The 21,451-nt window shown below is 38.3% G+C and carries 15 protein-coding genes; 7 read left to right on the top strand and 8 right to left on the bottom strand.

Annotated elements, in window-relative coordinates; all coding sequences use genetic code 11:
- Window positions 1-118: 118 nt before the first annotated feature.
- From H0486_RS06785 to malQ, 5 genes are all read right to left on the bottom strand, one after another.
- Window positions 119-973: a sugar ABC transporter permease gene (locus H0486_RS06785; protein WP_228352278.1), complete on the bottom strand. Its 855-nt coding sequence runs from the start codon at window positions 971-973 to the stop codon at window positions 119-121.
- Window positions 973-2,379, bottom strand: coding sequence for a carbohydrate ABC transporter permease (locus H0486_RS06780; RefSeq protein WP_323163536.1), 1,407 nt, complete (start codon window positions 2,377-2,379; stop codon window positions 973-975). Before H0486_RS06780 ends, H0486_RS06785 begins: the two co-directional genes overlap by 1 nt.
- Window positions 2,380-2,684: 305 nt before the next feature.
- Window positions 2,685-4,001: an extracellular solute-binding protein gene (locus H0486_RS06775; protein ID WP_228352277.1), complete on the bottom strand. Its 1,317-nt coding sequence runs from the start codon at window positions 3,999-4,001 to the stop codon at window positions 2,685-2,687.
- A gap of 106 nt (window positions 4,002-4,107) precedes the next feature.
- Window positions 4,108-6,444, bottom strand: a complete 2,337-nt coding sequence (locus tag H0486_RS06770; RefSeq protein WP_228352276.1) for a glycogen/starch/alpha-glucan phosphorylase — start codon at window positions 6,442-6,444, stop codon at window positions 4,108-4,110.
- Window positions 6,445-6,490: 46 nt separating this feature from the next.
- The gene (gene malQ, locus H0486_RS06765; RefSeq protein ID WP_228352275.1) at window positions 6,491-8,053 is read right to left on the bottom strand and encodes a 4-alpha-glucanotransferase; all 1,563 of its coding nucleotides are present in this window, start codon (window positions 8,051-8,053) and stop codon (window positions 6,491-6,493) included.
- Between the two features lie 414 nt (window positions 8,054-8,467).
- Here malQ and H0486_RS06760 point away from each other — a divergent pair, with 414 nt between their 5' ends.
- Window positions 8,468-9,463: a LacI family DNA-binding transcriptional regulator gene (locus H0486_RS06760; protein WP_228352274.1), complete on the top strand. Its 996-nt coding sequence runs from the start codon at window positions 8,468-8,470 to the stop codon at window positions 9,461-9,463.
- 182 nt (window positions 9,464-9,645) lie between these two features.
- Here H0486_RS06760 and H0486_RS06755 read toward each other — a convergent pair whose 3' ends face one another.
- Window positions 9,646-10,233 carry a CDP-alcohol phosphatidyltransferase family protein gene (locus tag H0486_RS06755; RefSeq protein WP_228352273.1) on the bottom strand — a complete coding sequence of 196 codons (588 nt, stop codon included), beginning with the start codon at window positions 10,231-10,233 and terminating at the stop codon, window positions 9,646-9,648.
- 319 nt (window positions 10,234-10,552) lie between these two features.
- Here H0486_RS06755 and H0486_RS06750 point away from each other — a divergent pair, with 319 nt between their 5' ends.
- Entirely contained in the window at window positions 10,553-11,164 is a 612-nt protein-coding gene (locus H0486_RS06750) for a DedA family protein (protein ID WP_228352272.1), read from the top strand.
- A 7-nt stretch (window positions 11,165-11,171) separates the two neighbouring features.
- Here H0486_RS06750 and H0486_RS06745 read toward each other — a convergent pair whose 3' ends face one another.
- Window positions 11,172-12,545 carry an MATE family efflux transporter gene (locus H0486_RS06745; RefSeq protein ID WP_228352271.1) on the bottom strand — a complete coding sequence of 458 codons (1,374 nt, stop codon included), beginning with the start codon at window positions 12,543-12,545 and terminating at the stop codon, window positions 11,172-11,174.
- 225 nt (window positions 12,546-12,770) lie between these two features.
- Here H0486_RS06745 and H0486_RS06740 point away from each other — a divergent pair, with 225 nt between their 5' ends.
- Window positions 12,771-15,491, top strand: a complete 2,721-nt coding sequence (locus tag H0486_RS06740; protein WP_228352270.1) for a calcium-translocating P-type ATPase, PMCA-type — start codon at window positions 12,771-12,773, stop codon at window positions 15,489-15,491.
- Window positions 15,492-15,555: 64 nt separating this feature from the next.
- Window positions 15,556-15,759, top strand: coding sequence for a hypothetical protein (locus tag H0486_RS06735; RefSeq protein WP_228352269.1), 204 nt, complete (start codon window positions 15,556-15,558; stop codon window positions 15,757-15,759).
- A gap of 155 nt (window positions 15,760-15,914) precedes the next feature.
- Here H0486_RS06735 and eno read toward each other — a convergent pair whose 3' ends face one another.
- Window positions 15,915-17,228 (bottom strand): phosphopyruvate hydratase, encoded by a 1,314-nt coding sequence (gene eno / locus H0486_RS06730; protein WP_228352268.1) that lies wholly within the window; start codon window positions 17,226-17,228, stop codon window positions 15,915-15,917.
- Between the two features lie 646 nt (window positions 17,229-17,874).
- On the opposite strand from eno, the gene H0486_RS06725 reads away from it, so the two are divergent.
- From H0486_RS06725 to H0486_RS06715, 3 genes are all read left to right on the top strand, one after another.
- The gene (locus tag H0486_RS06725; RefSeq protein ID WP_228352267.1) at window positions 17,875-19,386 is read left to right on the top strand and encodes a carboxypeptidase M32; all 1,512 of its coding nucleotides are present in this window, start codon (window positions 17,875-17,877) and stop codon (window positions 19,384-19,386) included.
- Window positions 19,387-19,556: 170 nt separating this feature from the next.
- Window positions 19,557-20,930 (top strand): argininosuccinate lyase, encoded by a 1,374-nt coding sequence (gene argH, locus H0486_RS06720; RefSeq protein ID WP_228352266.1) that lies wholly within the window; start codon window positions 19,557-19,559, stop codon window positions 20,928-20,930.
- A 242-nt stretch (window positions 20,931-21,172) separates the two neighbouring features.
- Complete coding sequence (locus H0486_RS06715; protein ID WP_228352265.1) at window positions 21,173-21,415, top strand: (2Fe-2S) ferredoxin domain-containing protein; 243 nt, start codon at window positions 21,173-21,175, stop codon at window positions 21,413-21,415.
- The last annotated feature ends 36 nt before the right edge of the window (window positions 21,416-21,451 follow it).

The raw sequence follows: 21,451 nt of genomic DNA, 5'->3' as shown, positions 1-21,451 counted from the left end.
GAATGTGAATATTCGCCTGATTCATACAAAATACAGCAACATGTTCTTCCGACAGTGCATTTTGGTAAGTCATAATCCCTGTTGTTACATTATGTTACAGCCCTCCTCTTTGCATTTATTAACCCTTCACAGCACCGGATACTCCCTCGGTATAGAACCTTTGCATTACAATGAACAATATTGCAATTGGAATCGATACAACCACTGCTCCTGCTGCAAATCTGGTATACCAGGTGGTGATAAACTCTTTCTCCAGCATTTTATATAATCCTAATGCCACCGTATAGTTATCATACTTGTCACCCATGATAACACTGACAAAAATATAATCAGTCCATGGAGAAATAAAGGAGGTTAATATTGTATAAATAATAATCGGTTTAGATAAAGGAATAGTAATATTGGTAAATACCTTCCATTTCGATGCCCCATCAATCCAGGCTGCTTCATCAATGGATCTGGGTATAGTATCAAAAAAGCCTTTGGCAATATAAAATACAAGACCGGCTCCTCCGGAATAAACCAGAATGAGTGATAACAGGGATTGTGTAATATTCAACCCTTTTAAGATATAATAAACAGCAATCATAGACATAAATCCAGGAAACATTCCCAAAATCAATGCTACGTTCATAAAAGGTTTTCTCATCCGAAAGCGTAAACGTGATACAGAATAAGAAATCCCTAACACATAGAAGGTGGATAACAAACATGAAAAAACAGCTACAAACAATGTGTTGCCAAACCATTTACCAAAGTAGAATTGATCCGTCTCGGTAAACAGCTTAATGTAGTTATTAAATGTAAATGATTTCGGCCAGAAATATGGAATATAAGATCCTGTTTCTCCACGGAAGGAGGTAATAATAACCCAAGCAATGGGGATAAGCCAAATAAAGGACAGCACGATTAAGAGGATATATGACAATGTATTCGATACAATACGTTTTGTACTCATTGATCGTTGTTTCATTATTGGAACTCCTCCTCTCGCTTATAGGATGCGGTTCTTCTGTAGGTGGATAACGAGAACACTGCAGACAAAATAAATACAATAATACCGATGGTGGATGCATAGGAATAATCTTTCATAGTTCCTGTTGTCAGCTTATACAACCAGGTGACAAGTAAATCAGTCTTACCTGCCTGATAATAAGCCAGACTCATAGGTCCACCTCCAGTTAAGAAATATATAACATTAAAGTTATTGATATTACCAATAAACTGTGTGATCAAATATGGAGTTGTAACGAAGAATACATAGGGCATAGTAATTTTAACAAAAATCACAAAGGGATTCGCGCCATCCACTCTTGCAGCTTCATACAAATCCTTCGGAATATTCATAAGAATTCCTGTAGTGGAAAGCATGGTATAGGGAATGCCCACCCAAAGATTAACGATAATGACGCTAATCCTTGCCCATGTCGGATCTGAGAGAAACGGAAGAAACTCCTTCGGCCCAATGATTCCCAGTTCTCTTAAGAGCATGTTAACGGAACCGTTATCATTTAACATTGTTCGGACAATGAGTAGTGAAACAAATTGCGGTATTGCAATGGAGATAACAAATATCGTTCTCCATAAGCCTTTAAAACGAACTCCATCCTTGTTAATCAGAAGCGCCAGTAAAATACCTCCAATATAATTTAGGAAAGTGGCAAAAACAGCCCAGGTCAACGTCCATCCAAGAACCGGCCAGAAAGTTTTTGCGATAGTCTCACCTGATAATAATATGGTTTGAAAGTTCTGAAAGCCTACCCAAGTAAAAAGATTTCCCGGGGGCTGATGTGCATTATCAAAATTCGTAAATGCAATTAAGATCATAAAGAATAACGGTAAAACGGTAAATAACAATATACCAGTGAGTGGTAATGCCATTAAGGTTCTATTTAGTTTTGCATCAAAATAAGTCTGTATATCCTGCAAAAAATCAGGAAGTTTTTTCCCTTGTTCTTTCAATATCTGAGCTTCGTACCCTGCCTTAATGCTTGCTCTCCAAATAACAATAAATAAAACTGATACAAAAATAGCAATTACACCTGCCAGTAAGATCAGCATGGAATTATCACCCTGTTGAACCACAAAGATTCCAAGAGATTCATCCATTACCATCCCCTGTTGCTTTGTACCCAGTGTTTTTAATCCAGCAAAAGAAGATAGCCCTTTTGTTATCATATAATAAATGTAAGATATCTGAATTACTAAAAATAACAAACCTTTTATGATTTGTCCTCTTAATAGATTGGAAAGACCCATGATGATGAACGATATTTTTGTAAGGATGTCCCCCTTAAGAAAGGTCTGTCCGAAAAACATAAACCATCTTCCAATCCCCTTAAATCCCTTTGCAATCGACTGAAAAAAACCTTTATTCACATCATTGCCCTCCATAAATACTTTACTATATAGGCAATTGCGAAACTCTGAAGTTATCTTAATTATGTATACAGCAGATAGATATTCCTACGCAAACCCGCTCCTTCCACTATGGTTTGCTTCGGAACATGCATCCACTGTATACACAATGACCACGATTATATAGTTTCGCAATTACCTATACTTTACTATATTATATAATATCGTCACTCAGAGTGAAGTTCAATACGGATTAAGTAATCACCTCACTCAGAGTCACAATATGTGAAAATGGACTTAGTTCCAACTCAAATTATGTCAAGGAATTAACCGATTGATGAAAGGATACTTTCCACAAATGCATCCAGCTTCTCCTGAGCATTTTCTTTTGTTACAGTTCCGTTAAGAACCTCCGTACCAAATGCTTCAGCAGGTGCCCAGTAGTTACCCATCTGAGGAATGGAGGACTGTAATGTTGAAAAAGATGTTTGTAAGCTGAGAGCTGCTACAGCAGGATTTTCAAGAACTGCAGGATCCTGAGTTAGTGCAAGATTTGTAGGAGCAATACTTCTTGCTTCAAAACGTATTTTCTGATTCTCTTCGTTAGCTAACCACTCTGCTAATTGCATCGCAGGAATCGGATATTTTGTCTGGGAATTAACACCGATTAATTTAAAGTCAGCGAAGTTACTTAACTGTCTGTCTTCCCCATTGATTTTGATTGTAGGAAGTTTTGTTGCCGCATAGTTATCACCCAGAGCTTCTTTAATGGTCTCTGCATTCCAAGTACCGGAGCATGCTGCTGCCAAAGTGCCTTCCTTGAATGCGGTTAAGATATTACCGTTATCTTCATCGAGGAATTTCGGATTAGCCGCAAGATCAATAAGATAATTTGCAACCGCAAGACCGTTTGCATCATTAAAGGTTACTGTGTTTGCATCTCTTCCATCTGGTCCAAATAATTGACAACCACCAGCAAAGAAGAAGGAGGATAAGTACCATCCATTATTTAAGTCCACTGAGAAATTCTTAACTCCTTCACCCAAATCTTTTGCCATCATAATTTCTAAAGATTTCACTTCTTCTTCTGTATATTTGCTCTTATCATAATACATGAACCAGGAGTTTGGTGTAAAAGGATGAGCATATAACTGACCGTCAATAGTCGCAGCTGAAATAGATGCCTCAGAGTTTGCTGCTTTTACTGCATCTGCATTTAATGTAATGGGATATAAGATACCAGCATTCACTAAATTTGCTGTTTGATCAGATGCAAATGCAAATACATCTGCAGCTGCAGCAGGATCCTTTTGTAATTCAGTCGCTGCATCGCCTTCAGCAACCACACCGAACTCAAAGGTGATATTATATTCCGGATGAGCAGCAGCAAAGCTTGCCGTCATCTGAGCCAATAATTCCTGCTCTTCTTGAGGCCCCCATACCTTCAGAGCAACGTCCTGTACTTCCGGAGCCGCTTCCGTCGCAGCCGGAGTATCTTTAGAGTCTTCCGTTGTAGTTTCATTTGATTGATCATTTTTTGTTTCTTCTTGTTTTGTGTCTTTCTTGCTACCACAAGCAGCAAAGCTTCCGATTATCATTACGCTAATCATTAGTAATGCCAAAAGTTTTGATAATTTTTTCATAATCTCTACCTCTTTCCTTTTCATTTAGATTCTTTCGATGTATCAGACAAGGTTTGTCTGTCGACAAGGAATGCCTCCATGTCGTGAAAAAATATGTTTTCACATATTAGTTCCATATTTCATTTGCGTAATCCCTAATAGTCCTATCGCTTGAGAATTTACCGGCATTCGCGGTATTTAAAAAGCACTTTCTCCGGAAAGTAAAAGTATCGGAATAATCCGCATTCACCCTAAGCTTTGTTTCACAATAGGGCAGAAAATCAAGTAACAGATAATAATGATCCGGCTTGTGCCAGCTAGCACCTGTTAATATCGATTCATATAACTCCTGGAACATTCCAGTTCCTCCATCATCAAATGTACCGTCTATGAGTGTATCAAGCACCTTTTTAATTCTTGGATGTTGCTTATATAATTTCATCGGATCATAGTCATTCTTTATCGCTTCGATGTCCTCCACTCTTGCACCGAAGATATAATTATTCTCTTCTCCTGCCTGATCCACGATTTCTACATTGGCTCCGTCATAGGTCCCTAAGGTAACCGCTCCGTTTAACATGAATTTCATATTACCGGTACCGGATGCCTCTGTACCCGCTGTTGAGATCTGTTCGGAAATATCAGCTGCAGGTGTGAGCTTTTCCGCATAGGAAACATTATAATTTGATACAAACACAACCTTTAGCTTATCCTTTACTGATGCGTCATCATCAATCATTTTCGCTATTTCATTAATATACTTAATAATTCCCTTAGCTCTGTAGTATCCGGGAGCTGCCTTGGCACCAAAGAGAAATACGGTAGGATTGAATTCGGTAATTCTTCCTTCCTTCAGTCCATAATAGATATCCAAAATAGAAAATGCGTTCAACAACTGACGCTTATATTCATGAAGTCTTTTCACCTGTATGTCAAAGATAAAGTCAGGATCAATCCGGATGCCTTCCTTTTTGTAGATATAATCAGCTAATTGTCTTTTCTTAATCCGTTTAATATCTCCAAACTGCTTGATTACTATCTTATCATTGGCGAATTTCTCAAGTTCCTTCAAATGATCCAGATTTGTGACCCAGGAACTGCCGATTTTATCCGTAATAAAGCCTGAAAGCTCCATGTTAGCTAATGCAAGCCATCTGCGTTGAGTAATTCCATTGGTTTTGTTATTAAAGCGCTCAGGATAAATCTCATACCATTCTTTTAATGCATCCTTCTTTAGAATGTCTGTGTGAAGCTGTGCTACCCCATTTGTAGAATGACTTGCATAGATTGCAAGTTTGGCCATATGAATGGTATTGTTGTCGATGATCAGGTAGGGCTTTTGCTCCTCAGTTGTCACTTTACCAAAGGTTTTTAACTCCTTTACTAACGCTTTTTGGATCATTGTAATGTATTTGTATACCTGAGGTACAACCGCTTTAAACAGGGTAGCATTCCACTTTTCCAATGCCTCTGACATTACTGTGTGGTTCGTATATGCAAAGGTTTCCTTTGCAATCCGCAAAGCCTTAGCAAAGCTAATACCTTCTTCTTCCATCATCAAACGGATAAACTCTGGTATGGCGATTACCGGATGCGTATCATTTAATTGAATCGCATACTCAGCAGAAAAACGATTAAAGTCATCCCCATACTTTTTCTTATATTTTCTTTTCATATCCTGAAGAGTTGCCGATGAAAAAAAGTATTCCTGCTTTAATCGAAGCTTCTTCCCCTGATTGGTGCTATCATTTGGATATAATAAGCTGCTGATTGCTTCTGCTTCATTTCTGTTTTTCGATGCCTTATCGTATTTTTGCTCATTAAATAGTTCAAAATCAAAGCTTTCAATGGGTTCTGCCTGCCATAAGCGCAGTGTATTCACTTTTTTATCACCATAGCCTATAACAGGAGTATCATAGGGAACTGCATATACGGATTGGTTCTTAAAATCAATCCGGACTTTTTCCTCTTCCTTTCTGACGGACCATGGATCTCCAAACCTCTGCCAATCGTCCGGCATTTCCATCTGAAAGCCGTTCTCAAAGTATTGTTTAAATAGACCGTATTTGTACCGGATGCCATATCCGTTCAGAGTGATACCAAGTGTTGCTCCTGAATCCAGGAAGCAGGCTGCCAGTCTTCCCAATCCGCCGTTACCTAGTGCAGCATCCTCGATATCTTCAAATATACGAATATCCAAGTTGTTTTCACTCATCAGCTCGAAAAACTGATTTAACAATCCCATGTTATACAGATTGTTATAAATCATACGACCTATTAAGAATTCTGCGGAAAGATAACAAACCTTCTTACCGTTAGCTTCCAGGCTCCAATTCTTACCCAGGCTTTTCATAGCTGCTTTGGATACTGCATTATAAAGCTGAATTGTATTTGCTTCCTTAATTGATACCCCGTAATCCAGATCTAATACAGCATTTACATTTGCCTTAAAATTACTATCCATATTTCTCCTCATTCCTGCACTGATTTTTTATGAATCAACTCCATATTTACTCTGTATCTTCAACCTCTTTCGTAACATCCAATTCTGTTTTCTCATTTATTTTCGGTGAACGTGCAGAAAGATCAGCATATTCTCTTAATATCTCCTCATTCAGGAATTCATAATGCTCCTGCTTCATGCGCCATTTCCAGTTACCTCCGATGGTGGATGGAAAATTCATTCTTGCCGAATTATCAAGCAGTAGTAAATCCTGCATTTGTACAATTACAACATCCGCAATACTGGAATACAAAGAACGGATCACAGCATAAGGAAGTTCCTCCTTGCTACTAACGTTAAAATAGCGATAAGTGAAGCTCAGTTCCTCCTCCGTCTTGTCGGCCAGATAACCAACCAGTGTCTCATTATCATGGGTTCCCGTATATGCTACCAGATTAGTACTCTTATAATTATGAGGCAGATATTCATGATCTGCAGGACCCTCTAAACCAAATTCCAGGATCCTCATACCAGGATATCCTGTTTGTTCAATCAGATCTCTTACCTCCTGTGTCAGTACCCCTAAGTCCTCCGCTATGATTTTGGCATCACCGATTGATTCACTTATAATCTTCGTTAACTTGCTTCCCGGTCCCTTTTTCCATTCACCTTCAACTGCAGTGGGGCAATCCGCAGGTATGGAGTAGTAATTTACAACTCCGATAAAGTGATCGATTCGGATTACATCATACAGCTCTGCTGAAATTCTCATTCTCTCTCTCCACCAGATGAAATCATTTTTCTCAATGGTATCCCATCTGTAAAGAGGATTACCCCATCGCTGACCCAAATCAGAAAATGCATCTGGTGGTACCCCTGCTACATTCACCGGGTTCTTCCTCTGATCCAATTCGAATAAATCTGTATGAACCCATACATCCGAACTGTCGGCAGCAACATAAAGAGGAATATCACCGATTACCTGTATATCCAGCTTATTAACATAGGACTTTAACCGATCCCATTGTTCTCTGAATTTATATTGGCAAAATTCCCAGAAGTCAATCTCATCCTCTAATAAGCTGTCATAATACTCGATTGCATTTCGATCTCTGTTACGAATATTATCCTCCCACAATTGCCACTCATGACTATCAAAATGCTCCTTTATTGCCATGTATCTACAATAATCCTTTAGCCAATAGCAATTCTTATTGCGAAAACGAATAAATTCCTGTGTATCCTTATGATTACTTCTATGATATGCCTTTCTAAGGATGCAAAAACGCAACTGATAAATCCTTGCATAGTCAATGCAGTCTTCCTCCTGTTGCCATTCCTGTTCCATAATCTCTTCTGGCTTTAGCAAACCTTCCTCTGCTAAGAAATCCAGATCTATAAAATACGGATTTCCGGCAAATGCAGAAAAGGATTGATAAGGGCTGTCACCATAACTGGTTGGTCCCACAGGAAGTACCTGCCAATAACGACAACCAATCCGATATAGAAAATCAGCAAAACGATATGCCTCCCTGCCCAAAGTACCAATTCCATAGGAAGATGGTAATGCACTGATTGGCATTAGTATTCCTGCTCCCCTTATTAATTCTTGTTTCTTTGATATTGTCATACTTTTACTCACTCTCGATTTAGTAATAAAGCAATTTAATTTATTTGTTATTTTCGGAAATTTTCGAAACTCTATAGATAGAATACCACCTATTTTGTATTTTGTCAATAATACCATATTATTATGTTGTAATTTTTCATATTAAAACAGCATTCTATTGTTATAATTTTGTCCATTATTACTTATTAGAGTTTAATGTGTTTGGATTTATATTACATTTTATTATTGAATTATTCGAAAATAACAAGTAAAATATAAATATGATTATGTTTTTTCGAAAATTTAATTTTAAAGTCACCTCTCATTCCGCGATACAGATCGAAAAGCAAAATCATATATTGAAAATGATATTACTTAGGGTTATACTAAATATGATTTTTATACAGAGCAAATACACTGTAGGGAGGAAAATCCATGGCAACGATAAAAGACATTGCAAATAAACTCGGGATAGCAGTTAGCACCGTATCCAAGGGGTTAAATGGTGCCAGTGATATTAGTGATGAAATGCGTCAGCTTGTATTAGACACTGCTGTAGAGATGGGTTATGCATCGAAGAAAATGAAAGCCTCTGGCTCGAGAAAAGTATGCATATTTATCGAGAATATGGATTATGAAAACATCGAACAATTCGGTTACGAAATTATTGTTGGCTTTAAATTGGCTGCTGCCAGAAGACATTGGGATGTAAATGTCGTTCCGACGAACCTGAATATGCAAACTGCTGAAAAGTTCGACTCCTATATGCTAAAAAACGGTTATAGCGGAGCGTTTCTACTAGGTTTCACCCTACATGATGATTGGGTACAGCAATTAAATAAGACCTCTGTACCTACTGTTCTACTAGATAATTATATTGAACGAAATAATCATATTGGTTATGTTGGTACTGACAACTATGAGGGTATCGATCTTGCAGTATCCCATTTATATAGTCTGGGTCATAAGAAGATTGCCTTTCTTAACGGATCTAAGAATTCCATGGTATCCGAACAAAGACAGCAATCCTTTATCACCAGTATGGAAAAACATGGTCTAGAGGTTAATGAAGATTTAATTGAATATGGTTATTATGTACCGGACTGTGCAAAGGATTATGTACCAGGCTTTGTTAAACACGGGGCAACCGCAATTATGTGTGCAAGTGATCTGATCGCAACCGGAGTTATTACAGAACTACATAAGTTGGGGTTAAAGGTACCTGAGGATGTAAGTGTGATAGGTTTTGATGATCTTCCCATCGCGTCCCAGTTAACTCCATCTCTTACCACCATCCGTCAGGATCGTACGGATTTAGGTAAAAGTGCGTTTTTACTTTTAGATGGTCTTGTACACAATGTCACCATTAGTAAATTGCTGCTTCGTGCCAAATTCATCCAACGGGAAAGCACCGGGCCATGCAAAAATTAATGATATCGTAGATAATACAAGAGGCTGTTGCATATGATGTGGGGATTATAACTACCGTCTGTGTGAGGTAAGTTATAATCTCCGCATAGTATGCAACAGCCTCTTGTATATAAAAAAGAAACGATATACATTATTGCTTCCGATTCATTTTACGCGTTTCCATCCGTCGTTATTACATGATATTATTTCTGTTCCACACGTTCTAATCTATGATACATATCCACGTATTCCCTTATATAAAGCAAAAATGATAACAATAGAAATGCACCGCATATCAGCATTAGCACATTTGTTATGTTCGTAGATAAGGTAGGAACTGCAACAAGAACTAACATCACCGCATAAAAGACTGTTGTTGATACCTTACCAAACCATTTTGCTCCATTCAACTTTGTTCCCTTTCTTAGCATTACCAAGCCAGCTATCAGTAGAAACAACTGCATTGCAACAAAAAGAACCAGCAGTAAAATCATCCACTTAAATTTAACAACCAAAACGAATATTAATGACGCCTGTGTTAATTTATCTGCTAAAGGATCTATCAGCTTTCCCAACTCGGTAACCATATCAAATCTTCGGGCTATAAATCCATCCAAAAAGTCCGTTAATCCCGATAAGAATACGATTGCTGCCGCTTTCAGATATTCTACTGGCTCCTCGGCTCTAATATAAAGAATTAGAAATATGGGAATCAGCATAAACCGTATATAACATAGAATATTCGGAACGCTCCATAAATCCTTTTTTGAAAATTTAGATAGTAATTTCATCTAACTTCTCCCCCTGTATCCACTCATCATACACATGTATAATATATTTTATTCTGTTAAGTCATGATTGCTTATCAATTGGCTGGTATTTTATCTATCAGCCTTATAATATAGTAACATTTCAGTAAATCGTTGCCACTATTCATAATTCTAACACAAGAATAAAATTAATTATAGATTATTTTACCTATTATAATAAAAAAAGCTATTCTTGTCCAATCATTTTCCATAAGAAATATCACCTATTGATACAATTTCACACAAGTTTCCTTTTCTTACGGCATATACTTTATTCGAATCAGTATATTTGGAGAAAGCTATGAGTTTTATTACCAATATTATTAATGAATATGGCTTAATTGCTATCTTTGTCATAATTCTTCTGGAATATGCCTGTTTTCCTGTATCCAGTGAAATTGTTCTTCCCTTCTCTGGAGCGGTAGCTTCTGTGAATCAAACAAGTTTCCTAATAATTCTTCCATTAAGTGTTATTGCTGGATTGATAGGTACCGGCATATGCTATGCTGTCGGATGGTATGGCGGAGGTGCCATCATTAATGGCATTTCACACAAATTTCCAAAAGCAAAGAAGGGAATAGAATCAGCTAACGAAAAATTTAAGGTACATGGTGCCTCAGCCGTATGCATCGGCAGAGTTATTCCATTGATAAGAACCTATATTGCTTTGATTGCCGGTGCTTCCAAATTGCATCCGATCACCTATTTTACAGCCTCCGCTATAGGTATAACCATCTGGAACACACTGCTGATTGGGTTAGGTTATATGCTACGAGAAAACTATCAATATGTCGGTATATATTACGAACGCTACAAGCATAATCTCATACCTGTAGCGTTTACCTGCCTTTTAGCGTTTCTTATTAGTCGAATAATAAAACATAAAAACAAGAAAGAGCTAAAGCATAAGTGATTCAATTTTATGGTTGTACAATTGATTTTGTCTTCCATATGCCCGTCCATTCACGAACAATACCTACAATAGCGGTAAACACCCAGGTTAATGCAGTTGACCACCAAATTCCGTAAAACCCAATAAAGTTCGGTAACACAACAGCAAAGAAAACTCTGCATATAACTTCTACAAAACCCATAACCATCGGTATGCGAATATCTCCTGTTCCGCTCAGGAAGTTTCTTGATACAAATATCATACCCACCGCTGAGTAAAAGAAACAGGTGATACGAATTGCCTTGATACCAATGATTACTACGTCCACATCCTCCTTCTTCGTAAATAAGTCCATCAGAAGGCCTCCGCCAAAATACATTACGGGTAACATGATAACGCTGAATATAATGATAATAATCGATGCCCACTTATATCCACTTCTGGCTCGATCAATTCTTCCAGCTCCCACATTCTGTCCTGCATAAGCTGCCAATGCAGCTCCTACGGACATACCGGGCTGTAATACCAACTGCTCAATACGCAGTACCACAGTATTTGCAGCGATTACTACCTCTTCATATCCATTAATAACCCATTGTAAAGCGGTCATTGAAATCGAAACGAATGAATTCTGTAATGCTACAGGAATGCCCAGTTTAATACATTTTTTAAAGATAGTCTTGTCCGGTTTAAACTCATGCAACGGTATCCGTAGAATCTTCACTCTGGCCATTGCGTAAACGATACATCCAATTGCCGATACAAATTGGGATATTATGGTTGCAATGGCAACACCCGGCACATCCCAATGAAATACCACGACAAATAACAAGTCAAGCACCACATTTAGAATGCTTGCCACAGCAAGGAAGATTAAAGGTGTAACAGAATCTCCCAACGCTCTCAATACCGCAGACATCCCATTATAGCAGGATACACCTAGAATTCCTGCAAATGTAATCTTTAAGTAAAGCTCAGACTGATCTATGATTGATTCCGGTGTATTCAATATTTCAAGCAAAGTTCGACAGGAAAAGAAACCGATGATACCCATAATCAAAGCACTGCCGATGATTATGTAGGTAGCAGTGGCAAAGCCTTTACGGACATTGTCATAGTCTTTCGCACCAAAATATTGGGAAATAACAATGGATACACCTGCGGCCAAACCAAAGGCCAAGCCTATGATAAGAAACCCCAACGATCCAGTAGCTCCTACTGCAGCCAAAGCATCCTTACCAACAAACTTCCCTACCACGATAGAATCCACCATATTATATAATTGTTGAAACAAATTACCCAATAACATCGGAAATGAAAATTTCAATATTAGTTTTGCTGGTGAACCGTTAGTCATATCTCTAGTAATACTCTTCTGCATATCATTAACCATACCTTTCATCAAAGTCTTGAGACCTCACATTGCTCAACCAATATCTCAATTAACTTCTATCATTACTCGAAGTATTATACACTGAAAAAGAAGAAAGTAAAATGTTTTATATCATAAATATAATGTCATATCGTTGTAGTTGCTACTATTCGCCTGTCATCCTATTCCATTCATATTCCAAATACGTATTCATATAATTAAAAGAAGATTACCCTTATCGGGAGTGATGACCTCATGCAGTGGCATTGTCTTTCAAAAGAAGAAGTACTAAAAAAATTAAAAGTATTGCCAGATTCCGGATTGTCAGAAAAGGAAGCATTCGCGAGGCAGCAAGCTTATGGCAAGAACATTCTCGAAGCAAAGAAAGGCAAAAGTCTTTTGGTAAGGTTTTTTGCTCAATTTGCTGATTTTATGATACTGATTCTTATACTAGCAGCAATTATTTCATTTATCGTGTCCTATTTTGATGGAGAACCGGATTTTGTTGATCCCGTTATCATCCTTTGTATTATAACTGTAAATGCATCCCTGGGTGTGCTTCAAGAAGCGCGTGCCGAGAAAGCTCTGGAAGCTTTAAAGAAAATGTCTGCTCCTACGGCACATGTGCTTCGTGATAAGCATGTACTAGTTATCGATTCCTCCGAATTAGTACCTGGTGATATTATCCTGTTGGAAACCGGCTGCTTTGTCCCCGCTGATGGACGATTGCTTTCCTCTGTAAATCTAAGAGTGGAGGAGGCTTCATTAACAGGGGAATCCCATCCTGTAGAAAAAAACGCTGAGGTTATCTTAAAACCAGATACCGGCCTTGGTGATCGTATTAATATGGTTCTAGCTACCAGTACCGTTACCTATGGCAGGGGGCTCGCTGTAGTGACCGAAACCGGAATGAACACACAGGTAGGTCATATTGCAAAGCTTATCATGGAGGATGAAACACCCATGACTCCCTTACAGAAGCGACTGGCAAAAACCGGTAAAATATTAGGAATCGCTGCACTAGTAATCTGTGCAGTAATTTTCATTATGGGAATCATCAAGCAGCTACCAATCTTCGATATGTTTATGACCTCCGTCAGTCTCGCCGTTGCTGCCATCCCCGAAGGATTACCTGCTATCGTGACAATTATGCTATCCCTAGGTGTACAACGAATGGCCAAAAAGAATTCTGTTATTCGAAAGCTTCCGGCAGTAGAAACACTTGGTAGTGCTACCGTAATCTGCTCCGACAAAACAGGCACCTTGACTCAGAATATCATGACGGTAACAGAAATCTGCTCCCTCAATGGAACAGAAAAAATGAATAGTGATTTCGGAACGTTTTTACTCTCCCATGCTGCACTATGTAATGATGCTATACTACAGGAAGGAAATAATATCAATGTGTCTGGTGAGCCCACTGAAAAAGCTTTGGTACTGGCTGCCTATCATCATGGTTCTAATAAAAATATACTTGATACCTCATATCAAAGAGTGCACGAAATACCATTTGATTCTGCAAGAAAGCTTATGACTACCGTTCATAAGTCAAAAGACCATACCTATCGAAGCATTACAAAGGGCGCCTTCGATTTTATGATAAACCGATGCACCACTGTATACCAGAACGGAAAACATCTTCCAATTACCAATAAGGAAAAGAACCGACTGATTGCCTTAAATAACTCGATGACGGAAAAAGCATTGCGAGTAATTGCCATTGCTTACAAGAATATTAGCAGAGATAAAGTAAAAGCAAGCTCCTCCGAGCTAGAGAATGGATTAACGTTTATCGGATTAATCGGTATGATTGACCCTCCACGAGAAGAGGTTAAGGATGCTGTCAGGCTGTGTCGCCAGGCCGGTATTAAGCCTGTCATGATAACCGGTGATCATGTATTAACTGCAAAGGCGATCGCGAAGGAGCTTGGGATTCTTGCGAATGGAGATGAAGCGATAACCGGTGATGTGCTTCAAAGAATGAGTAATGAGGAGCTGTCCGATAATATTTACCGGTATAGTGTATTTGCACGAGTATCCCCTGAGCATAAAGTCCGGATTGTAAAGGCTTTTCAAAGCCGTGGTGAAGTGGTAGCCATGACTGGAGATGGAGTAAATGACGCTCCCGCCTTAAAAACGGCTGATATCGGATGTGCTATGGGTATTACCGGAACAGATGTTGCTAAGAATGCTGCTGATATGATATTAACCGACGATAATTTTGCAACCATTGTTTCAGCGGTAAAAGAAGGCAGGGGTATTTATGATAATATCAAAAAAGCCGTTCATTTTCTGTTATCAAGCAATATTGGTGAGATTCTTACCATCTTTGTGGCAATCATATTAGGTTTACCGACTCCCTTAATCGCAGTTCAATTATTATGGGTTAATTTAGTAACTGATTCTCTTCCTGCTATATCCCTTGGTGTAGAACCCACAGCGAAGGATATCATGAAGAAAAAGCCGGTTTCACCTAGTAAAGGGTTATTCGCAGATGGTCTAGCTATTCGTATTATCATAGAAGGAATTATGATTGGCTCATTAGCTCTTCTGGCATTTGTTATTGGATATTATTACTACGATCTTCCTACGATTCAACGTTCCTTTGCGGAACAGAACATAAGCAATGCTTTACCGGGTGTTTATACACCCTGGGTTGGAAGGACCATGGCTTTTGCAGTATTAAGCCTATCCCAGTTATTTCACTCTTTCAATATGAGAAGCGAATATTCCCTGGCTTCCATCGGTCTATTCAGCAACAGAAAACTGGTGTATTCGTTTTTAATCTGCGCCTTCCTACAGGTTAGTGTTATTACTATCCCTCCTTTAGCAAAGGTATTTCAAGTTGTACCATTATCCTTCCGTCAATGGGCTATCACCTTGCTTTTGTCCATGGCTCCAATTGTAATTGTAGAATTCCAAAAAATACTGAACGCACGATATCATCCCCAAAAGAACTTCTCTCTTGAAATCTAGTGAATTTGGGTATATAGTTAAAGTGTAAAGGTACATATTATACGAATGTAAATGGGGTGTTAGCATGGATAAAAGCACTAATATGAAAACATCTCCCGTAAGACCATACGATGATTCCATGGGAGATAACTGGCCATTGTATGATAATATGCCATATATATTCAATTCCGACAGTAATATGGAAAGAAAATATGTCTTAGAGAGCGGTAATATCATCAAATCCTATCGTTGTAAAATGAAAGAACCTTATGAAGTAAAGCACAAATGATAACATTTCTAGGTCTATACAGCACTAATAACATATATTTATCACGGGGCACAATTACTATGCCTTAACGTAAATTAAGAAGGGCTATTACAGAATGATCTTTGAAATTGAGATAAATTCTGCAACAGCCCTTCCTCATATTTGATTAAAGTAATTTATTCTTTAAATACCTTAAAGGCATCTCTACCCAGATATCTAGCTGTGCCACCGAGCTCCTGTTCAATTCTGAGGAGCTGGTTGTATTTTGCAACACGGTCTGTTCTTGACGGTGCACCAGTTTTAATCTGTCCTGCATTGGTTGCCACTGCGATATCTGCAAGTGTAACGTCCTCTGTTTCACCCGAACGATGGGACACTACTGCCGTCCATCGGTTATTTTTTGCCATCTCTATAGCATCCAGGGTCTCAGTCAAGGAACCAATCTGGTTGAATTTAATCAGTACAGAATTCGAAATTCCTTGTTTAATACCTTCGATAATTCTATTCGTATTCGTAACGAAAAGATCATCTCCAACCAATTGAACCTTATTACCAATACGATCCGTAAGGAGCTTCCAACCCTTCCAATCTTCTTCTGCCAAACCATCTTCCAGAGAAATAACAGGATATTTATTACAGATCTGTTCCCAGAAGTCTACCATTTCATCCACAGTTTTGTACTCTCCTGCCTTCCAGAAAAGGTAATCACCCTCTCTTCCGGCTTTCTTTGCTTCGTCATACATTTCTGTTGCAGCTGCATCAATGGCGATAAAGAAATCCTCACCCGGACGGTAACCGGCTGTCTCAATTGCTTTTACAATGTAATCAAGTGCCTCGGTATCGCTGTTGAATTTGGGAGCGAATCCGCCCTCATCACCCACAGCTGTAACATAACCATCGGCTTTCAATAACTTCTTTAAGGTATGAAATACCGTTGCGCTATGCTCCAGAGCTTCTGAAAAGCTTTGTGCACCCACAGGCATAATCATAAATTCCTGAATATTGAGACTGGAGTCTGCATGCTTACCTCCGTTGATAATATTCATCATCGGGACCGGAAGGGTCTTTGCATTAACTCCGCCTAAATAACGATATAGAGGCATTTTTAACGAAGCGGCTGCTGCTTTCGCAACTGCCAGGGACACCCCAAGAATTGCATTAGCGCCAAGCTTTCCCTTATTCGCTGTACCATCTAATTGGATCATTTTTGCATCTATCTCAGCCTGGTCACAAGCGTTCATACCTACTATAGCAGAGGATATGGTAGAATTCACATTCTCCACGGCCTTCTTAACGCCGGTTCCTAAATATCTGTTCTTATCTCCATCACGAAGTTCTACCGCCTCAAAGGCTCCCGTAGAAGCACCAGAAGGCACTGCAGCCCGACCAACTGTTCCATCTGCTAATGTTACCTCCGCTTCCACTGTTGGGTTCCCCCTGGAGTCCAGTATTTCTCTTCCTATTACTTTTTCAATAATCATGTTCTTCATAATATATCCATCCTTTCATTTACTATTATTTTAGGTAATTGAGAAACTATTCAATAGAAAGTACGTTTTGCGAACTTTCTTTTATCATGACTAATTGTGATCATTGTGTATACCGTGGATACATATTCCGGAGCAAACCATAGCGGAAGGAGCGGGATTGCGTAGGATATGTATCCACGGTATACACAATTAAGACATCTTCAGAGTTTCGCAATTTCCTAACATTTATATGGCATACTTCTTTTCTATTATTTACGAAAATCTGGAAAGTATTCGAGTAAACTATTACCTTCCTATATATTAATAATATCTCTTGCCTATGTAATGTCTGTGATTTGAATCAAAAAAGGAACTTAGTGGTAATTTTATTTTATCGAATTTTGTAACTACTATCAATATAAATTTATACTTACTAAAATATTACCATATTGATCTATCCCAAATTTATTCGTATATTTTCCTATTCAATCATTCTCTCATATATTTATGAATTTCTATAAAATGGAATTTATTGGTTTGTTACCAGAAGCAAAACTTGTTATACTATATAGTACTTGAAACAATAAGGAATGGTCTATTCAAGTCCATAAATGATATAATATACAGAACTAAGAATATTAACATTACATGAATTGGAGAGGTGATTATGAGTAAAACATTTGAGAAGCTACAACCATATTTGGATAAATCAATGGCTTTGCAGACAGCACGGAATTTATTTGAATGGGATGATCAAACAACCGCTCCCTTTGAAGCTGCAGAATATACCGCTAAGGTTGTCGGTATTCTATCGGATGAGTATATGAAAAGCCTGGTTAATGAGGATGTAAAAAAGTTACTAAAGAAATTACAGGAGGAAAAGGAACAGCAGGAGCTTACGGAGAAGGAAAGAGCGATTATTCGGGAATTAAGTAAGACTTATGAAGAGCTGGAAAGTATCCCACCGGATGAATATCGCGAGTTTAACGAGTTAGCTTCTGTGTCCAATCGTAAATGGGCAAAGGCGAAAAAAGACAATAGCTATGAGGATTTTGCACCATATCTGAAAAAGATTATTGAATTAAAAAAGAAATTTGCTTGCTATCGCGCAAAAAAGGGCCAACTGCCATACGAAGTTCTATTAAGTGACTTTGATGAATGCTTTATGATCCCTGAACTAGATCAGTTTTTTGAAAAAGTGAAGCAAGAAATAATCCCTTTGCTGAAAGAGGTAGCAAAAAAGGCCGATACCATTGATAAAAGCTATAATTATCTTCATTATGATATACAAAAGCAAAAGGAATTCTGCAGATTTCTCAGTGGTTATATCGGCTTTGATTTTAACCGCGGCGTTATTGCAGAAAGCGCTCATCCATTTACACTTCAGCTTCATAATCACGATGTCAGAATCACTGACCGCTATATGGAGGATAATCTTGAGAGTGCAATGTTTTCCATTATTCATGAAAGCGGGCATGCCCTTTACGAAATGAATATAGATGATTCCATTACTCAGACACTGGTTGGTGGCGGTGCTTCCATGGGAATGCACGAATCACAATCACGGTTTTACGAAAATATTATTGCCAGAAGTCAGGAGTTTTGGGAGCCGATTTATAACCGGTTACAGTCAACCTACCCAGAGAACTTGTGTAATATCACATTAAAGCACTTTATTAAAGGGATTAATAAAGCTGCACCCAGCTTAATCCGAACCGAAGCAGATGAGCTTTCCTATCCTATTCATATTATCATCCGTTATGAAATTGAAAAAATGATATTTCAGGATGAGGTTTCCGTAGAAGAGCTTCCAAAAGTATGGAATCAAAAATATCAGGAGTACATGGGAATATCTCCGACTACAGATTCGGAGGGTATCTTACAGGATACACATTGGTCATGGGGTGAGTTTGGTTACTTTCCATCCTATGCTATCGGATCTGCAGTTGCATCACAGCTATATGCCTGTATGAAAGAAAAGATGCCCTTAACACAGTATCTTAAGGAAGGAAATCTAACCCCTATACGAGAATTTTTAAGAGATAATATACACAAATATGGAGCAATTAAAAATACAAAGCAGCTGCTGAAGGATGTATGTGGTGAAGATTTCAACGCTGATTATTATGTTAACTATCTAAAGGATAAATATCGCAAGCTGTATGATCTATCGATATAAGATGTTTATGAAGAGTTAACGATAGCTCTCCAACGCATTTATGTCGGATAAGTTATTGCATCTTTATTCAAAATCATGTATTATAATAACATTATAAAAATACTTGTGATATACGAATAATACCATATCATTATATTTTTCGTATTCCGAATAGAAACGAGGTAGAACAAATGAAGCTTTGGGGCGGTCGATTTACAAAGGAAACCAATCAATTAGTTCACAATTTTAATGCCTCCTTATCCTTTGATCAGAAGTTCTTCAAACAGGATATTGAAGGTAGTATTGCTCATGTAACTATGCTTGCGAAACAGGGAATTATTTCAGAGGAAGAAAAGGATCTTATAATAAGCGGACTCTCTGGAATTATGGAGGATATCATAAACGGTAGTCTTATTATTGATGAGGAGCATGAAGATATCCACAGCTTTGTGGAAGCACATCTGATTGAACGAATTGGTGATCCCGGTAAGAAATTACATACAGGAAGAAGCCGTAACGATCAGGTAGCTTTGGATATGAAGCTCTATATCCGAGATGAAATTTCTGAAATCGATGAATTGGTCAAGAACCTGCTGATAACTCTCCATCGAATTATGAAGGAGAACACACAGACCTTTATGCCAGGTTTTACCCATCTGCAAAAGGCACAGCCGGTTACACTGGCGCACCATTTTGGAGCCTACTTTGAAATGTTTAAAAGGGATCGTTCCCGTCTTAGCGATATCAGTAAGAGAATGAACCTCTCTCCTCTGGGTTCCGGCGCTTTAGCAGGTACCACATATCCTTTAGACCGCAATCTGACAGCTGAGCTTTTAGGCTTTGACGGACCCACTCTGAATAGTATGGATAGCGTCTCCGACCGCGATTACCTGATTGAATTGTTAAGTGCTCTCTCAACCATCATGATGCACTTGAGCCGTTTCAGCGAAGAAATAATTATCTGGAACAGCAATGAATATCGCTTTGTCGAATTGGATGATGCCTATTCAACTGGTTCCAGTATTATGCCACAAAAGAAAAACCCAGACATTGCCGAACTGGTAAGAGGAAAGACGGGACGTGTATACGGAGCCTTAGTCTCTATTCTTACAACAATGAAAGGACTCCCACTCGCATACAATAAGGATATGCAGGAAGACAAAGAGCTTACCTTTGATGCAATCGATACTGTAAAGGGCTGTCTCGCTTTATTCAACGGTATGGTGGCTACTATGAAGTTTCAAAAGAACTACATGGAAAATAGCGCTAAGAATGGCTTCACAAATGCAACGGATGCCGCTGATTATCTGGTTAACAAAGGCGTTCCCTTCCGTGATGCCCATGGAATTGTAGGTCAGCTCGTACTCTATTGTATTGAAAAGGATATTGCTCTGGAGGAAATGAGTCTGGAAGAGTTTAAGAATATCAGCCCGGTCTTCGAACAGGATATTTATGATGCCATCAGTATGGAAACCTGTGTTAATAAACGAAATACCATAGGCGCTCCCGGTGTGGAAGCGATGAAACAGGTAATCCAAATCAATGAAGAATATCTGAAAGCCTAATCGAATTTCTATTTTCCTGGGGCTATTGTAAAATGTATTAAGCTAGGATTATGACTTACTGGTAAGTTATCGTTCCTATAACTCATTTTTCAATGGCCTCTTTTCTTAGCTTCTTTAAGTATTCACATAATTATTTCCTATTTATTGTACATTGACGAATATTTAACAATGTATTATACTCTCTTTGTTAAGATGTTAACGATCTTAACGTCATCTACCCTACTACTCATGGAGGTTACATAATGAATATTCATATCTGTGTCGGCAGTACCTGCCATATTAATGGCTCCTATGATATCATGCAGTTACTGAAGGATGCCATTTCCGAAAAAAATCTTGAGGAGCAGATTCAATTATCTACAGCATTCTGTTTAGGTCGATGCACGGATGGTGTTTCTGTTAAAGTTGATGATGATATAATATGCGGAATATCGAAGGCAAACTTTGCTGATTTTTTTGAAACCCATGTATTATCCAGAATATAACTATTTCAAAAAATAGCAATATAATTTACCATTTTT

The sequence above is a fragment of the Variimorphobacter saccharofermentans genome (genome assembly GCF_014174405.1).
Lineage (GTDB): Bacteria > Bacillota > Clostridia > Lachnospirales > Lachnospiraceae > Mobilitalea > Mobilitalea saccharofermentans.
The sequence above is the reverse complement of the archived record's forward strand: the minus strand, read 5'-3'. Positions and strand labels throughout refer to the sequence as shown.

Excerpts from the sequence above, each read along its gene's own strand:
- H0486_RS06785 (WP_228352278.1), bottom strand. The coding sequence starts at position 973 with ATGAAACAACGATCAATGAGTACAAAACGTATTGTATCGAATACATTG.
- H0486_RS06775 (WP_228352277.1), bottom strand. The coding sequence starts at position 4,001 with ATGAAAAAATTATCAAAACTTTTGGCATTACTAATGATTAGCGTAATG.
- H0486_RS06770 (WP_228352276.1), bottom strand. The coding sequence starts at position 6,444 with ATGGATAGTAATTTTAAGGCAAATGTAAATGCTGTATTAGATCTGGAT.
- malQ (WP_228352275.1), bottom strand. The coding sequence starts at position 8,053 with ATGACAATATCAAAGAAACAAGAATTAATAAGGGGAGCAGGAATACTA.
- H0486_RS06760 (WP_228352274.1), top strand. The coding sequence starts at position 8,468 with ATGGCAACGATAAAAGACATTGCAAATAAACTCGGGATAGCAGTTAGC.
- H0486_RS06755 (WP_228352273.1), bottom strand. The coding sequence starts at position 10,233 with ATGAAATTACTATCTAAATTTTCAAAAAAGGATTTATGGAGCGTTCCG.
- H0486_RS06750 (WP_228352272.1), top strand. The coding sequence starts at position 10,553 with ATGAGTTTTATTACCAATATTATTAATGAATATGGCTTAATTGCTATC.
- H0486_RS06745 (WP_228352271.1), bottom strand. The coding sequence starts at position 12,545 with ATGAAAGGTATGGTTAATGATATGCAGAAGAGTATTACTAGAGATATG.
- H0486_RS06740 (WP_228352270.1), top strand. The coding sequence starts at position 12,771 with ATGCAGTGGCATTGTCTTTCAAAAGAAGAAGTACTAAAAAAATTAAAA.
- H0486_RS06735 (WP_228352269.1), top strand. The coding sequence starts at position 15,556 with ATGGATAAAAGCACTAATATGAAAACATCTCCCGTAAGACCATACGAT.
- eno (WP_228352268.1), bottom strand. The coding sequence starts at position 17,228 with ATGAAGAACATGATTATTGAAAAAGTAATAGGAAGAGAAATACTGGAC.
- H0486_RS06725 (WP_228352267.1), top strand. The coding sequence starts at position 17,875 with ATGAGTAAAACATTTGAGAAGCTACAACCATATTTGGATAAATCAATG.
- argH (WP_228352266.1), top strand. The coding sequence starts at position 19,557 with ATGAAGCTTTGGGGCGGTCGATTTACAAAGGAAACCAATCAATTAGTT.
- H0486_RS06715 (WP_228352265.1), top strand. The coding sequence starts at position 21,173 with ATGAATATTCATATCTGTGTCGGCAGTACCTGCCATATTAATGGCTCC.